General features: G+C 64.5%; 16 protein-coding genes. 2 read left to right on the plus strand and 14 right to left on the minus strand.

The window, feature by feature from the left end:
• Positions 1–8: 8 nt before the first annotated feature.
• Entirely contained in the window at positions 9–230 is a 222-nt protein-coding gene (locus D1646_RS02395; protein ID WP_160634903.1) for a helix-turn-helix transcriptional regulator, read from the minus strand.
• A gap of 80 nt (positions 231–310) precedes the next feature.
• On the opposite strand from D1646_RS02395, the gene D1646_RS02400 reads away from it, so the two are divergent.
• Positions 311–577 carry a hypothetical protein gene (locus tag D1646_RS02400; RefSeq protein WP_160634904.1) on the plus strand — a complete coding sequence of 89 codons (267 nt, stop codon included), beginning with the start codon at positions 311–313 and terminating at the stop codon, positions 575–577.
• A gap of 615 nt (positions 578–1192) precedes the next feature.
• Here the strand turns inward: D1646_RS02400 and D1646_RS02405 are convergent.
• From D1646_RS02405 to recJ, 7 genes are read right to left on the minus strand one after another with little or no spacing between them, the layout of a single operon-like run.
• Positions 1193–1816, minus strand: coding sequence for an MBL fold metallo-hydrolase (locus tag D1646_RS02405; protein WP_160634905.1), 624 nt, complete (start codon positions 1814–1816; stop codon positions 1193–1195).
• 18 nt (positions 1817–1834) lie between these two features.
• A complete protein-coding gene (locus D1646_RS02410) occupies positions 1835–2215 on the minus strand; it encodes a hypothetical protein (protein ID WP_160634906.1) in 381 nt (126 codons plus the stop codon).
• Positions 2216–2227: 12 nt separating this feature from the next.
• Positions 2228–2638, minus strand: a complete 411-nt coding sequence (locus D1646_RS02415; RefSeq protein ID WP_160634907.1) for a hypothetical protein — start codon at positions 2636–2638, stop codon at positions 2228–2230.
• A gap of 12 nt (positions 2639–2650) precedes the next feature.
• Positions 2651–3094 carry a D-aminoacyl-tRNA deacylase gene (gene dtd / locus D1646_RS02420; RefSeq protein WP_160634908.1) on the minus strand — a complete coding sequence of 148 codons (444 nt, stop codon included), beginning with the start codon at positions 3092–3094 and terminating at the stop codon, positions 2651–2653.
• Positions 3095–3145: 51 nt separating this feature from the next.
• On the minus strand, positions 3146–3358 hold the full coding sequence (locus D1646_RS02425; RefSeq protein ID WP_160634909.1) for a hypothetical protein: 213 nt from the start codon (positions 3356–3358) through the stop codon (positions 3146–3148).
• A gap of 14 nt (positions 3359–3372) precedes the next feature.
• Entirely contained in the window at positions 3373–5610 is a 2238-nt protein-coding gene (locus D1646_RS02430) for a bifunctional (p)ppGpp synthetase/guanosine-3',5'-bis(diphosphate) 3'-pyrophosphohydrolase (RefSeq protein WP_160634910.1), read from the minus strand.
• A 39-nt stretch (positions 5611–5649) separates the two neighbouring features.
• On the minus strand, positions 5650–7719 hold the full coding sequence (gene recJ, locus D1646_RS02435; protein WP_160634911.1) for a single-stranded-DNA-specific exonuclease RecJ: 2070 nt from the start codon (positions 7717–7719) through the stop codon (positions 5650–5652).
• A 199-nt stretch (positions 7720–7918) separates the two neighbouring features.
• Between recJ and D1646_RS02440 the strand changes: the two genes are divergently transcribed.
• Positions 7919–8464, plus strand: a complete 546-nt coding sequence (locus D1646_RS02440) for a hypothetical protein (protein WP_160634912.1) — start codon at positions 7919–7921, stop codon at positions 8462–8464.
• Between the two features lie 43 nt (positions 8465–8507).
• Here the strand turns inward: D1646_RS02440 and lepB are convergent, their stop codons facing one another.
• The 6 genes from lepB to D1646_RS02470 all read right to left on the minus strand — a co-directional run bounded on the left by lepB (position 8508) and on the right by D1646_RS02470 (position 15096).
• Complete coding sequence (gene lepB, locus D1646_RS02445; RefSeq protein WP_160634913.1) at positions 8508–9164, minus strand: signal peptidase I; 657 nt, start codon at positions 9162–9164, stop codon at positions 8508–8510.
• 90 nt (positions 9165–9254) lie between these two features.
• Complete coding sequence (locus tag D1646_RS02450; RefSeq protein ID WP_160634914.1) at positions 9255–11411, minus strand: AAA family ATPase; 2157 nt, start codon at positions 11409–11411, stop codon at positions 9255–9257.
• The gene (locus D1646_RS23630; RefSeq protein ID WP_160634915.1) at positions 11408–12460 is read right to left on the minus strand and encodes a DNA repair exonuclease; all 1053 of its coding nucleotides are present in this window, start codon (positions 12458–12460) and stop codon (positions 11408–11410) included. Before D1646_RS23630 ends, D1646_RS02450 begins: the two co-directional genes overlap by 4 nt.
• A complete protein-coding gene (locus tag D1646_RS02460) occupies positions 12454–12888 on the minus strand; it encodes a GNAT family N-acetyltransferase (protein WP_160634916.1) in 435 nt (144 codons plus the stop codon). The genes D1646_RS23630 and D1646_RS02460 overlap by 7 nt, the downstream gene beginning before the upstream one ends.
• A 4-nt stretch (positions 12889–12892) precedes the next feature.
• Positions 12893–13669: a TIGR00282 family metallophosphoesterase gene (locus D1646_RS02465; RefSeq protein ID WP_160634917.1), complete on the minus strand. Its 777-nt coding sequence runs from the start codon at positions 13667–13669 to the stop codon at positions 12893–12895.
• Between the two features lie 398 nt (positions 13670–14067).
• Positions 14068–15096: an acyltransferase gene (locus D1646_RS02470; protein ID WP_160634918.1), complete on the minus strand. Its 1029-nt coding sequence runs from the start codon at positions 15094–15096 to the stop codon at positions 14068–14070.
• Between the last annotated feature and the right edge of the window lie 283 nt (positions 15097–15379).

A 15379-nucleotide genomic window follows, 5' to 3' on the forward strand; every position in this document is an offset into this window, starting at 1 on the left:
TCCAGACTTTATGGCTGCCGCTCCCGGGTCTCGCTACGGCCAACCAGATAGTCCAGGCTGACATTGAAGAAGTCCGCTAAGGCGAGCAGGTGGTCATACTCAGGGTGGCGGGTGCCCGCCTCATAATATTGATATGCCCGCGGGCTTTGATTAAACTGTTTTGCCATCTCCACTTGCTTCAGGCCCTTTTCCTTTCTCAGCAGCTTCAGTCTTTCACCTAAATTGGCCATAAAATCCCCCTTGACACGAACACAACTTACGAGTATAATGAGAGGCACGAACATAGATTGCAAGTGAAAGGAGCAATACAATGAACACTACTATACTACAAACTCTATTCCTTGACAACCCGGAAATTCCATCAGAAATCGCTAAATTCTGCAACACTTTGCCCGAATATGTCCAGGCGGAGCAGGATTATAACCGCGCCGCTCAGGAGCTGCGGGAGCTTATCGGCTTTGAGCGGTACAGCGCCTTTGAGTCGGTTCTGAATTGGCACCTGCGCTGTGAGCTCCAGGCCTGCTATCTCTTCGGCCTGGGACTGAAAAAGGACATCATCAGCGGGATCGTTCAGTAGGACCCGCCGCCCCGGTTCTAATAGGTGTTGCTCTGCTGACGTACAATCCCCCGCCCTCGCTTCGCTCGGGCACCCCCTTTCAAAAGGGGGCAAGCGGCTTCGCCGCTTGTGTGGCCCCGCTCCGCAGGGCCCATCCCTCGTCCCGCCCGCAGGCGGCCTGGTCCCTTTGAAAAGGGGCGGTGCGGTGCGGTGGGGATTGACCTGCTGGCACCTTTTCTACCTAAAAGCTCAAATTGAAGCAGCTTTCCTAAGACAATCCCCCGCCCTCGCTTCGCTCGGGCACCCCCTTTGCCAAAGGGGGCAAGCGGCTTCGCCGCTTGTGCGGCCCTGCGGAGCAGGGCCTATCCCCCGTCCCGCCCGCAGGCGGTCTGGCCCCTTTGAAAAGGGGCTCCGGCGAAGCCGGTGGGGATTGACCATAAGAAGCAACTTTAAAGTCACGAAACTGTGCGCCATAGGACGGCAATCCCCGCTCCAGTTCTAACAAGCGCTGCTCTGCTGACGTACAATCCCCCGCCCTCGCTTCGCTCAGGGCCCCCTTTGCCAAAGGGGGCAAGCGGCTTCGCCGCTTGTGCGGCCCGGCGAAGCCGGGCCCATCTCCCGCTCCATTGCCGCTGGTCAGGGCCGCGTACCCTCCATACCCATACGCACGTAGGGGTTATAGTTCCGCTCCTGCTCCAGGGTTGACGTTCCCTCGTGGCCGGGCAGGACGTGGAAATTGCCCTCCAGCCGTCCCAGCCGCCCCAGGGAGTTCAAAATCTCCTCATAGCTGCCCCCGCGCAGGTCAGTGCGGCCGCAGTTGCCCGCAAACATGGTGTCGCCGGTAAACAGGGCGTCCCCCGCTTTCAGGGTCACAGAGCCGGGGGAGTGGCCGGGGGTATGGAGGACCTTGATCTGGATGGACCCCAGGGCCAGAACGTCCCCCTCATCATAAAATTTCAGCCCATCCACCTCGCCCGCCAGGGGGAACAGCTTGCTGCCCGCCCCGTTGGCGTCGGCCTGGTGGATATAGATCTCCGCCTCCGGGTAGACCCGGTGGAGGGCGGGGACGGCGGTAGTGTGGTCGTAGTGGCCGTGGGTCAGGAGGATATACTTCACCTGAGCCCCAGTCTCCTCAATGGCCTCCTGGATCAGCTCCGGCTCGTCCCCCGGGTCGATGACCGCCATCTGATTGCTGTCCGTGTCGATGAGAAAATAGCAGTTGGTGACAATGGGGCCCACCTGCATCATTTTGACCTTCATAATCATTCCTCCAGCACATTAAAAGAAGCTCTCATAGCCGGTCAGGTCCAGCGGCTTGCGCTGAAACGCCCGCTCAAATATGTCAATCACGGTGTCCAGGTCCTTCCAGTGGTAACACCGCTCCAGCAGCACCGGACCGCTCTCCCCGTTCCAGCCCACACCCACAATATAGTCGTCCTTGTTGGGCCCCTTCAGGGCAATGGCGCTCTGGATGAACCAGTAATGGCTCTCGTCGGCGGGGTCCTTCTGCTCCAGAATGATAAAGCTGTCGTTGTCGGGATAGAGCTCGGCCAGGTCGTATTCGATGTTTGCCCAGGTAAAATCCCGGAACAGATTCCCGCCCTCGCTGAGGGTCCAGGGCCACTCCGGGTTGGGCTGGCGGATTTTCTCAGGGTCCATTGGGAAGCCTCCTTAAATTGATTGCACCGCCTGCCAGCTGCCGTCTGGCTGACGCAGAAATTGTGTAAAACCGGAAAAATCCACGGGTTCATACTCCAATGCCGGGTGGAACAGGGCAAACACCGCTTCCAAATCCGGACAGTACCGCTCCAGGAGCACCTGGCCGCCGGTCTCCGCATAGCCGCACTGCACCACATACTGCCCCTCGCCGGGACCACAGATGGAAATGAGACATTGGATAAACCAGTACTGCTCCGGGTCGTGGGGGGCCTCCTGACGCAGGCTGACGAAGCTCTTCCCGTCAGGACTCAGCCACTCCAGAGCCAGCTTGACGTGGCGGGCGGCGTCCTCCGGAGGATTGCCCCCCACTTCCATCATCCAGGGCCAGTCCGGGTTGGGCTGGCGGATTTTCTCAGGGTCCATGGAAAGACCTCCTTAGGGTTTGTCCGTGTCAAAGAGGATGGTCACCGGCCCGTCGTTTACCGACGCCACCTGCATATCCGCGCCGAACTCCCCGTGCTCCACGGAAAAGCCCCGCCGGCGGCACTGGTCCAGGAAGCGCTCATACAGGGGGCCGGCCAGGTCGGGCTTGGCGGCGCGGGAGAAGCCGGGGCGGCGGGAGGAGGTGTCGGCATAGAGGGTAAACTGGGAGATCACCAGCAGAGCGCCCCCCACCTGCTCCAGGTTCAGGTTCATTTTGCCGTTCTCGTCCTCAAAGACCCGCAGGTTGCACACCTTTTCCGCCAATTTATCGCACACGGCCTCGTTGTCCTCCGGGCCAACCCCCAGCAGCACCAGAAAGCCCCGCTCAATGGCCCCGTTCACTCTGCCGCCGATGGTAACGGAGGCGGAGGTCACGCGCGTAACGACCGCACGCATAGAATCACGTCCTTTGTTAAAAATGGATGGCCGGTATACATAGCCTTTTGGTCATGCTGCCATAAAGATAAGGGATGTGAGTCCGCCCAGGATGATGGTGAAGGACAGGGCGGCCCAGAAAAGGGGCCAGTTGACCGGGGCATTTTCCCCGTTCTTCGGGGGCTGGGGCTTGTGGTGGATGGCACTGACCAGAGTGCAGATGAACACAGGCGCCCAAATAAACCAGGTCCAGCCAAAGAAAATGCCGAGAAAATTAAATACCACAGACAACCGCCCCTTTATTTCCCGCTGGCCCGGGCTACGTGGTACACGCCCTGGATATTGTTCAGCTTGTTGATGACCCCCTCCAGCTCGTCCTTGTCCTTCACCTCCACCACCATACTGATGGTGGCGTGACCGTCGGGCATGGCGCGGGCGGCCAGGGCGGACACCTTCACCTTCGCCGTGGACAGGGCCATTGCCACGTCCAGGGTCAGATTGTCCCGGTCCTTGGCGGACAGCTCCAGGGAGGTCTTGTAGTTGGGCAGCTTGCTCTCAACCCAGGAGACCTTGACCCACCGGTCGGCCTCCTCCGGCTTGCGCTTGTCGGGGGCGGCGTTTGGGCAGTCGCAGCGGTGGACCGACACCCCGTAGCCCCGGGTTATAAAGCCGATCACCGGGTCCCCGGGCACCGGGGTGCAGCACTTGGCGAACTTCACCAGGCAGTTGCCCAGCCCCTCCACGATAATGCCCGAGTCGGAGTGCCTGGGCTTGACGGGGCCGTGGGGGTCCGACGGGGCGGCGTTCCCCGGCATAATCACGCTCTCCTCCAGGGTGCGGGCGGCGGCTGCGGCCTTCTCCGCCTGGAGGCGGCCCAAACGCTGGAGCTCCTCCCGGATGCGGGCCACCGATTTGGAGGCGGTGGTCCCCCCGTAGCCGATGGAGGCATACAGCTCGTCCAGGGTTCCGCAGCGCAGCTTGCGCAGGATGTGGGGCAAGACCTCCTCACTGGTAATGGTGGCCAGGGTCATCTTGGCGTGCTTCAGCTCCGCGTCAAAGGCGGCCCGGCCGGTGGCGATGTTCTCCTCCCGCCGCTCCTTCTTGAACCACTGGCGGATCTTGTTCCGGGCCTCGTTGGACATACACAGCTTCAGCCAGTCCCGGCTGGGACCCTTGGCGTTTTTGGCGGTAATGACCTCCACAATGTCGCCGTTGGTCAGCTTGTAGTCGTAGGGGACCATCCGGCCATTGACCCGGGCCCCCACCATATGGTTGCCCACGGCGGAGTGGATGTTGTAGGCAAAGTCGATGGGGGTCGCCCCCTGGGGCAGGCTCTTCACATCGCCGTTGGGGGTAAAGACGAACACCTCGTCGGCGAAGAGGTCCACCTTCAGTGTGCTGACAAACTCCTCCGCGTCGGTGTCCTGCTGTCCCTCCAGCAGCTTGCGCACCCACTCGAACTCGTGCTCGGTGCCCAGCTTCCTGTTGGCCATCCCCTGCTTGTACTTCCAGTGGGCGGCGATGCCGTACTCGGCGGTCTGGTGCATCTCCCAGGTCCTGATCTGGACCTCGAAGGGGATGCCCTCCCGGCCAATGACGGTGGTGTGGAGGGACTGGTACATATTGGGCTTGGGGGTCCCGATGTAGTCCTTAAACCGGCCCAGCACCGGCTTGAACATATCATGGATACAGCCCAGAACGTTGTAGCACTCCGGAATGTCGTTGACAATGACCCGGAAGGCGTACAGGTCGAAAATCTCATCCAGCGTCTTGTTCTGGGTAAACATTTTCCGGTAGATGGAGTAGATATGCTTCACCCTGCCATAGATGGTACAGTGAATGCCCTCCTGGTGCAGGCGCTGCTCAATGCGCTGCTGAATGCCGGCCAGAAACTCCTCGTGGGCAGAGGAGCGGTCGGTCAGCTCCTCCACGATCTCCTTGTAGCCCACCGGGTCCAGGTAGCGCAGGGACAGGTCCTCCAGCTCCCACTTGATCTTCTGCATTCCCAGACGGTGGGCGATGGGGGCGTAGATCTCCATGGTCTCCAGAGACTTCTCCCGCTGCTTCCGGGGGGACTGGTACTCCATGGTGCGCATATTGTGCAGCCGGTCGCATACCTTGATGAGGATGACCCGGATATCCCGGCTCATGGCCATGAGCATTTTCCGCAGATTCTCCATCTGCTCCTCTTCCTTGGTGACAAACTGCATCTTGGTCAGCTTGGTGACCCCCTCCACCAGCTCCGCCACGGTGGGATTGAACTTTTTGGCAATCTCCTCGTGGGTGGAGGCGGTGTCCTCAATGCAGTCGTGGAGCAGCGCGGCCACCACCGCGTCCAGGTCCAGCTCCAGCTCGGCCACAATTTCCGCCACCGCAATGGGGTGGATGATATAGGGCTCGCCGCTTTTGCGCAGCTGGCTGTGGTGGGCGGTGTCCGCGTAGGAAAAGGCGTCAAACAGCCGCTTGGTATCCAGTGTAGGAATATAGGACTGGACCTTTTTTTCCAGCGTATGATAGCGTTCCAAAATGGGGTCCATAAAATCACCTCGGTTTAGGGTTAATCAGGGCCGCCGCCCCTACACACCATCCTCTAAAACGGCCCGCAGGCGGCGGATGATGGCGGACGCCTCCAAATCCACCTTATGCTCCACCTGGCACAAGGTGATCTGGATGCGGTCAACCCGCCGGTTCATGTTGATGAGCCCCCGCTCCTCCAGCACTTCCAGGCACAGCATGGTGCGGGCGGGGATCTCCCGCTGCCGGGTTGCCCGGGAGACGGCCCTAGCAATGCGGGCTGGGGTGTCCTCCACCACGGTACAGCCGGTGGACTGCCGCTTGAGCCAGCGGTACAAACCCACAAAGTCCTGCCGCTGGGGCAGAAGGAATTGGGCCTCCTCCCGGGTCAGCGCCTCCCCGGTGCGGTACTTGTCATAGATGGCCTGCTCCAGCTGAGCCCGGGAGGGGGCTAGGCACAGGTCCACCACCTGGAGCTGGACGGTGTGACTGCCCCGAAAATCATTGATCTGGGGGTAGAAGGCCACGTCGGCCCGACAGCCGGGGTACAGGCCCAGCTCCGCCCCCTGGTTGGAGAAGAAAATGGCGTCCAGGGCCATCCCCCGGGACTCCAGCTTCAGCTTCAGGTGCCGGCCTCGCCCCACCTGGGCCATGGAGTGGACCTGGGCTCCCTGGAGGAGGAAGACCGGTCTGGGATTGCCGGTGCCGCAGGGCTCCAGCAGGTCCAGGGGCTCCACCGCCTCCGGCGTCAGCTGCTGGGGGGTCACGGCCAGATCGATCTCCAGCACTGAGGGCAGCGCCCTGCCCTGGCAGTGGCGGAGCACCGCCCGCCGCAGGGACCGGGCCAGGGCGGGGATGTTCTCCTCCCGCACGGTAAAGCCGGCGGCCAGGGCGTGCCCGCCGAAGTTCTCCAGCAGGGGGGCGCTGGCGGACAGCAGCTCAAAGAGGTTCACATCCCCCCAGGAGCGGCAGGACCCCTTGCCCAGACCGCCGTCCAGACAGATCATAAAACAGGGGCAGGAGTACTTCTCCGCCAGGCGGGAGGCCACAATGCCCACAACCCCCTGGTGCCACTGCCGCCCCGCCAGCACGATAGCCCCCTCCTGGGGTTCCTCCTCCAGCTGCTGGACGCACTGCTGGAAAATCTCCCCCTCAATGCCCTGGCGCTCCCGGTTCAGCTCGCACAGCTGAGCGGCCAGCTCCTCGGCCCGGGCGGGGCTGTCGGTGAGGAAAAGCTCCACCGCCACCTCCGCCTGGCCCATGCGGCCCGAGGCGTTGATGCGGGGGGCCAGGGTGTAGCCCACCGCCACCGAGGTCACCGGCTTGTCCTCCAGCCCGGAGCTGCGGATGAGGGCGGCCAGTCCCGGCCTGCGGGGGCGGTCCAGCTTGGCCAGACCCAGGCTGACAATGGCCCGGTTGGCCCCCATCATGGGCATTACGTCGGCCACCGTTCCAATGGCGGCCAAGTCGCAGAATTCATCAAAGACGGCCCTGGCATTTTCCCGGCCCGCCACCGCCAGAGCCAGCATCAGGGCAACCCCCACCCCCGCCAGTCCCTTGAAGGGGTAGGGGCAGTCGGGCCGGTGGGGGTCCACTACCGCCTCGGCGGGGGGCAGCTCCTCCTTGCAGGCGTGGTGGTCAGTGATGACCACGTCGATGCCCAGGCGGTTGGCCAGCCGGGTCTCCTCCACGGCGGTAATGCCGCAGTCCACGGTGAGGATCAGCGAGACCCCCTGTCCCGCCAGGGCCTGCACCGCCTCGGCGTTCAGGCCGTAGCCCTCCCCCAGGCGGCTGGGGATATAGGGGAGCACCTCGCCCCCGCGGGCGGTGAGAAACTGGGCCAGCAGACAGGTGGAGGTGATGCCGTCCACGTCGTAGTCCCCGTAGACGGCGATCCGCTCCCTCCGCTCCAGGGCCAGCCGGACCCGCGCCGCCGCCCGGTCCATGTCCCGCAGCAGCAAAGGGTCCGGGATGGGCTCAGACGCCGGAGAGAGGAGACGCCGGGCCTCCTCCCCGTGGGTGATCCCCCGGGCGGACAGCAGGCCGGCCAGCAGAGGGGGCAGGCCCGCCTCCTCCAGGGCCCGCTGCCCTCTGGGACAGGGCGGGGCCACCTTCCACTGCTTGTATTTCACTGGCGTCCCCCCTCCCGCAGAGTGCATTACGACATATTAACTTTTCTATTATAGCACAGGAACCGCCCCGGTTTCAAGATAAAATCCACTCAAATTCCACGAAAAACCCATGGGAGACTGACAGAAGGCGTCAAACTCCCTTGCAGATTCCGGTCCGCCGTGGTACAATGGGCCGGAAAAAGGAGGGGAGGAGCGGCCTATGGAGGATATTGCGCTGGAGGTCAACGCCGGGGCGTACCCCGTTCTCCGGCTGCTGGGCCGGGGCAAGGGGGGATACTCCTATCTGGTGGACGGCGGCGGAGGGCGGCAGCTGGTGTGCAAGCAGATCCACCACGAGCCCTGCGCCTACTACCAGTTTGGGGACAAGCTGGCCTCGGAGCTGGGGGACTATCACAAGCTGCAGGAACTGGGCGTCCCCCTGCCGGAGCTGCTGGAGACCGACCGGGCACGGGAGCGCATATTAAAAGAATACATCCCGGGGGAGACGGTCTATGGGCTGGTCCTGAGCGGCGCGCTGCCCCCCTGGTGCCTGGAGCAGGTCCGGACCATCAGCGCCCTGCTGCGCCCCGCCGGGCTAAACATCGACTGGTTCCCCACCAACTTCATCCCCTGGCAGGGGCGGCTGTACTACATCGACTACGAATGCAATCCCTACTCGGAGCAGTGGGATTTTGAGCACTGGGGGATCCGGTACTGGTCCAGGACCCCGGAATTTCTGCGCCACGTCCAGGAGCAGACCCCATAAAAACGCGCCTCCCCCGGAGAGCCCGGTGGGAGGCGCGTCAGATTTATACGGGTCCGAAGCGGGAGACCGGCCACAGGGCCAGCACCGCCTTGCCCAGCACATAGCCGGTGTCGATGGGGCCCAGCCGGTCGTCCCGGCTGTCGGTGGAGTTGTTCCGGTTGTCCCCCATGACGAAGATGGAGCCCTCGGGGACCTCCCAGTGGGTCTGCTGATAGGGGGGGTGGTACATCTCCTCCTTGATATAGGGCTCGTCCAGGGGCTGTCCGTCCACGTAGACGGTGCTGGTGTCGTAGTCCACATCCACCGTCTGCCCGCCGGTAGCAATGACCCGCTTGACAATAGCCTGGGGCTCTACCCAGTCGGACAGGAGCACATTAGTCTTGTTCAGCACCACAATGTCCCCCTGCTTGGGGGTGTAGCCCAGAGACCAGATCAGCATGATCTCCCCGTCCCGCAGGGTGTTGTCCATGGACTGCCCGTCGACCCGGGTGAGCCGGGCCACACAGTTGAACAGCACCACCGCCGCCATTACACAGCCCAACAGCATCTGTACCCACTCGAAGAGACCCGCCCCGGGGCGGCGCTCCTCCTCTTGCTCTTCGTCCTCCTCCTTCCAGAGCGGACCGGTCTTCTCCTCCTGGTCCGGCGCGGCGGACTCGGGCTCCTCCCGGCTCTGGGGCAGGTCGTTGTATTCGTCCATTGGGGTCCCTCTTTTCCTTGTGTCGTGGTGGTATTATAACCGGTTTCGGGAAAAAATGCAACCGTCTTTCTCGGGTGGGCGCCAAGTCCCCTACAGCCTGATCCGCATCACCCCGGGTACGCCGGCCAGGCTCTCCCCCTCCCGCCGCTGGCAGGTGAAGAGGATGATCTGCTGCTCCTCCGCCAGCTCCCGCAGCAGCTCCAGGGCCAGGGTCAGCCGCCGGTCATCAAAGGCGGTGAGGGCGTCGTCCAACACGATGGGGGGCCGCTCCGGCAGGCACAGCCGGCACACCGCCAGCCGGACAGCCAGATACAGCTGGTCCGCCGTCCCCCGAGACAGGCACAGGACGCTGCGGGGCAGGACCTCCTCCCGGGTCCGGACAAAGCCCTCCAGCTCCCGGGTCAGGCTGACGCTCTGGTACCGGTCCCCGGTGAGTCTGGCCAGATACTCCCCTGTCAAAGCGTTGAGCTCCGGGGAAAACCGCTCCTGGAGGCGGGTGTTGGCCTGGGTCAGGGCGTCCATAGCCAGATTCAGCGCCTCCAGCTCCAGCCTGCGCTGGGCCAGCGCCTCCTCCAGCTGTTCCCGCTGGGCGGCCAGCGCGGCGGGGTCGCCCATGTTTCGCAGGGCCCCCCGGGCCTGGTTGAGCCTGGCGTTCACTCCCTCCAGCCGCTCCCGGACCTCCTCGGAGACGCCCAGGGGCGGGGCCTGGACGCTCAGGTCCTCCAGCCGCCGCCGGCCCTCCCGGGCGCGCTGGCGGGCCAGCGCCAGGTCCCGGTCCTGACACAGCGCCCGGGACAGGGCGGCGGAGCAGCCGTACATATCCCTGGCCTCCGGGGCGAACTGGTGGACAAAGTTCAGCAGGGCAGACCGGACGTCCTCCCGCTTGATTTGCCGCTCCACCACGGCGGCCCGGATGACCTCCACCTTGTGGGCGGCTTTCTCCGCCGTCTGGCAGCGCGCCTGGTAGTCCCGGGCCAGGGCGGTGAGCTCCTCCGGGGTGTCAACGCCGTACCGGGCCAGCAGGCTCCGGGCCAGCTCTCTGCTCCCCCGTTCCCGGCGGAAGGACCACAGACTGAGGACCAGCAGCAGGACGGCGGCCCCGGCCAAGCCCCAGGGCAGGGCGGCGGGTCCCTCCAGGAGACGGGCCGTCAGCTGCCACCCCGCGGCGGCCAGGAGGGCCAGAACCAGAGACAGCCGGCCCCATTTTTTGGCCCGCTCCCCTTCGCGGACCGCCTCCTGCCAGCCGGCGGCCTCCTCTGCCGCTCGGACCGCCGCCTCCTCTCCGGTGAGGCCGGAGAAGTGTTCATCCTCCCGGGCCGCCTCGGCCCTCCGGACCTCCTCCTCCGCCTCTCCCAGGGCGGCGGTCCCCTGGCGCAGCTCCTCCTCCAGCACTCTGAGGTATTGCAGCTCCCCCTGGGCCCCTCTCAGCTCCTCCTGGCTGGGGAGGGCGGGGCCGGACTCCAATGCCTCTGCCTGACCTTGGGCCCGCTGGTACTCCTTCTGAGCCTGGGCCAGCCGCCGGTCAAACTCCTGCCGGGCCTGTTGGCGGCCCTCCTCCCAGCGGCCCTCCAGCTCTGCCCGCTCCCCCTCCAGCTGGGCAATGCGGGCGGAAAGCTCCTCGATACGGGCCAGGGACTCCTCGGTCCGGGCCAGCTCCCCCTCCAGCCGGGGGATCTCCCCGGTGCTGCGGTTGACCTGCCGCCGGTTTTTCCAGGCCCTCAGCCGCTCCATTCCCTGGGAAAAGGACACGTCCTCCTGGCCCGTAGTGACCAGGGCGGCAATGCGGCGCTCCAGCTCCGGCGCGGCGGTGACGGCCAGATTGCCGCCCCCCAGAAAGGCGGAGCGGAGAAAGACCTCCTGCCCCACGCCGGTGAGCATCTCTCCGCACACCGAGGCGGACAGCCCAGGCACCGCCTCCTCCGTCCCGGCGTACACCGCCGAGAAGCTGCCGAAGGGGGCGTTTCCCCGGAGGCCCCGGCGCAGCGTGATCTCCCGCCCCTGCCACTCCAGGGTCAGCTCCCCCTCCATCGGGGCCCCCGACCAGGGCTGAAAGCGATTTTTGTCCGCCAGATGGCCCTTCCGGTCCCGGTCCCGGGTGTCGATGCCGTAGAGCATGGCCCGCCAGAAGGCGCACCAGGTGGATTTGCCCCCCTCGTTGGGGGCCTCGATCAGGTTGAGGCCGGGACCCAGCTCCAGCCCGGCCCGGTCCAGCCCGCCAAAGACAGCGGTCATGGATTTGATCCTCACAGTCCCTCGCCTCCCTCCAGCGCCGCCAGCCCGTACCGCGCCGCCAGCTCCTTCAGGGGGCCCTCCGGCTGCTCCCACAGCTCCCCCAGGAACAGCCCAGTCAGGGAGTCCTCCTCCCGCCGCCCCCACAGGTCCCGGGGCAGGCGGGTGTGGTCCACCAGGGTCAGCCCGAAAAACGCCGGGGACAGCGCCCGCTCCAGGGCGGCCAGGTCGGGCTTCTCCCCCTCCCCCGTGAGGATAACCCGGCAAATCAGGTTTTCACTCTGTTCCGGCGCCGCGGCCCGGATGGCAGACAGGGGCTCGGTCCCGGTGATATCCACAGATAAAATCTCATACCGCCGCCGGGCCAGGGGGACCAGCCGGGCGGTTACATGCCCCGGCTCCGCCTCCACATAGAGGACCCCCTTCTCCCCCAGCTCGTCGAAGCCCCTTCCCTCGGGACAGCCGGGGTAGGCCCAGAAGGTGTTCCCCTCCCTCTGCGGCCCGATGGTCTGGTGGATGTGGCCCAGAGCCAGGTAGTCCAGGCCGCTGGCGGCAATGTCCGTCCGGGAAATGGGACCGTAGTGCCCCGCCGGGTCCACCTCGCCGTGGAGGCAGGCCAGGTGGAGCTTGCCGTCATCGGGGACCTCCAGCCCCTCCAGGGGGCAGGTGTCCTGGTGAGGATCCGTGAAGGCCCGCCCCCACAGGGTGTACTCCGGGGCCTCGACCCGCTCCAGGCTGGTGAAAATATGTACGTTTTCCGGCCAGTCCAGCGTGGCCCAGACCGACCGGGAACTGTAAAAGTCGTGGTTGCCGGGGGAAATGAACACCGGACAGGGGATGGAGGCCAGAGCGGCGCGCAGGGCCTGGGCGGTCTCCCGGTAACAGCGCTCCGAGTCCAGCAGGTCCCCCGCCAGCAGCACCAGATCAGCCTCTTTTTCCCGCGCCAACCGGGCCAGGGCCTCCAGCAGGTCCCGCTGCTCCCCCCTGCGCCGGGCGGCCCCCTCGGGGCTGAGACCGGCAAAGGGGCTATCCAGGTGGAAGTCCGCTCCGTGGATAATTTTCAGCATAGCGGCCCCTCCCTCCAGACCATCTCCAGCTCCTCCTCCCCGGTGGCCGGGTCGGTCTGCTCCGACAACGGGGAAAATCCCTCCCGGCGGTAGAAGGCGGCGGCCCGGGTGTTTTTCCGGTAGACGTGGAGAGTCAGCTGCTCCCGGACCTCCTTGGCCCGGTCCAGCAGCTGTTTCCCGACGCCCGCCGACTGACAGCCGGGCCGGACGAAAATGCCGGCGATATAGTCCTCCACCAAACCCAGAAAGCCCAGCACTCGGCCCTCCTCCTCCCAGACATAGACCTCCGCCTGGGGCAGGGCCTGGCCCACCCCCTCCAGCTGGCCGCGCCAGTAGGAGGCGGGGACAAAGGGGTGGGCCTGAAGGTTTGTCTCCAGCCAAATGTTTAAAATCTGCTCCAGGTCCTGGGGCACAAAGGGTCGGATCATAAACCTACTCCTCAATATCCGTCCGCCGGACAGCCACACATTTCTTCTTGTCTGTGTCGATGGTAAACAGGCAGGCGTTCAGCTTGCAGTTCCCTTCCGCCTCCTCATACCGCCGGGGCAACCCCCCCAGGAAGAGGTTCAGGGAGTTCTCCGGCTTGATGCCCAGCACCGAGTTGACAGGGCCGGTCATCCCCAGGTCGGTGACAAAGCCGGTGCCCTGGGGCAGAACGCGGCAGTCCGCCGTGGGCACGTGGGTGTGGGTCCCCCATACCGCCGCCGCCCGGCCGTCCAGGTGCCAGCCCATGGCTCCCTTCTCGCTGGTGGCCTCGGCGTGGAAGTCCACCAGGGCCAGGTCGTACTTCTCCCGGTTCAGGTGGAAATTGGCCGCCTTGAAGGGGCTGTCCAGGTTGGCGTTCAGCTCCACCCGGCCCATGAGATTGAGTACCAGCAGACGCAGTCCCTGGCACTGGTAGACCCCCGCCCCCCTGCCGGGGACCCGGCCCGCGTAGTTGGCAGGGCGGAGGATGCGCTCCTCCTTGTCCAGAAAGGCCCCAATCTGAATGCGGTTCCAGGTATGGTTGCCCAGAGTTATCACGTCCGCCCCAGAGTCCAAAATCCGCCGGGCCTGGGCGGGAGTGATGCCCACTCCAGAGGCGTTCTCCCCGTTGACCACCGCAAAGTGCGCGCCGGTCTCCTCCCGCAGTCCGGGCAGACGCCGCGCCAGAATGTCCTGGCCCCCCTCGCCTACCACGTCGCCTACCGCTAATACGTTCAGAAGCATAGAATGTCCTCCTTTTTGACTCTTCCTATTATAGAGGATGAAGGAGAAATATGCAATCCCTTCCAAAAGCGCTTGCCTGGAAAGATTATCTTCTTTTTTAGACTTTAGTCGAAGCAGTGCCAGCGGGTCAATCCCGGCCCGCTTCGCCTCCGCCCCTTTTTAAAGGGGCCAGGCCGCCTGCGGGCGGGACGGGGGATGGGCCCTGCGGAGCAGGGCCCCACAAGCGGCGAAGCCGCTTGCCCCCTTTGGCAAAGGGGGCCCCTGAGCGCAGCGAGGGCGGGGGATTGTCTTAGGAAATCTGCTTCTATTTCAAATTTCAAGTAGAAGCAGTGCCAGCGGGTCAATCCCCACCGCAGCACTCTGCCCTCTTTCAGCGGCTGGCGCCGAATCACAAAATCTCAGTTCTGCCGGTTGCGCCCGGTCCAGAGCCGTTTCAGCCGCTCCGTCAGCTTATGGAGGAGGACCGCCCCGGCGATATTGAGGGCGTAGGACAGCAGGAAGTAGGCCCGGTTGCTGGGGCCGAAGGAGACAAACTGCCGCCACAGAGCCACCTCAGAGAAAAAGCTGACGTTGAGCAGATAAATCTCCAGGCTGTACGTCCCCAGAACGCGCAGGCCCCGCCGCAGCCAGCCCAGGGGCAGGTGGTCGAAGCACCAGCACATCACCAGGCACATGGGCACGGTGGAGAACAGGAACAGGGGGCACAGGGGGAGGACCTCCTCCAGGTGCCGGAGCTGGCGCAACAGCAGGTATGCCGTCCCGACCCCCAGCCAGAGGACCCAAAACAGAATATCTCGCCCTTTCAGCTGCCGCTCCTCCGCCGCGTAGAAACCCAGCAGCAGGCCCAGGAAGAACACCGGGACCCGGAAGGCCACATCCATGGCGTACCAGTACTCCTCCGAGACCAGCAGCGCATTGGCCCCCAGGCTGAGCAGCACAGCCGCCGCTGTCCACAGCTCCCGCCGCCGGCTGTCCCTCATGGCCCGGAAGCACATGGGGGTCACGGCGTAGAAGGTCATGGACCCGGCGATATACCAGTTGAAGGCCGCCGCAGGCCGCACCCAGTAGTACAGCAGCAAGCAGTTCCACAGCAGGCCGCTCCAGCCCGTCTGGTAGTGCAGAATGTAGAAGACGGTGTAGGGGATCATCACCAGGTAGTAGGCCGGAAGCACTCGACTGGCCCGGCGGCCCATGAAAGAGGCGTAGTCCTGTTCCCGCCGGGACAGGGACATGGTCAGGCCCATGGAGGACAGCAGAATGAAGATGTCAACCCCGCCAAAGCCGGCGGCCCGCAGCCAGTTCAGCAGCGGCAGACCCAGGTCCAGGTCGAAGGAGTGAAACAACATCACCCAGAGGATGGCCGCCCCCATTAGTTCCGTGCGGTACTTGCTTAAAATCGTGTAGCTCATGGCGTTCTCCCTTTTCATACGCGCCGCCGCCTGGCCGGACCTGCAAAGACTTCAATTCGTAAAGTAGAGAAATTGTAGAGCGGGCCGGGGCAGTTCCACCTTGTAATGCCGCAGAGGCGCACAAGCGGCGAAGCCGCTTGCCCCCTTTGGCAAAGGGGGTGCCCGAGCGAAGCGAGGGCGGGGGATGGTCCCTGGAAGAACCATCTTCTATCCCAGATTTCAAGTAGAATCAGTGCCAGCAAGTCAATCCCCACCGGCTTCGCCGGAGCCCCTTTTCAAAGGGGCCAGGCCGCCTGCGGGC

It is taken from the genome of Pseudoflavonifractor sp. 60, assembly GCF_009911645.1.
Lineage (GTDB): Bacteria > Bacillota > Clostridia > Oscillospirales > Oscillospiraceae > Lawsonibacter.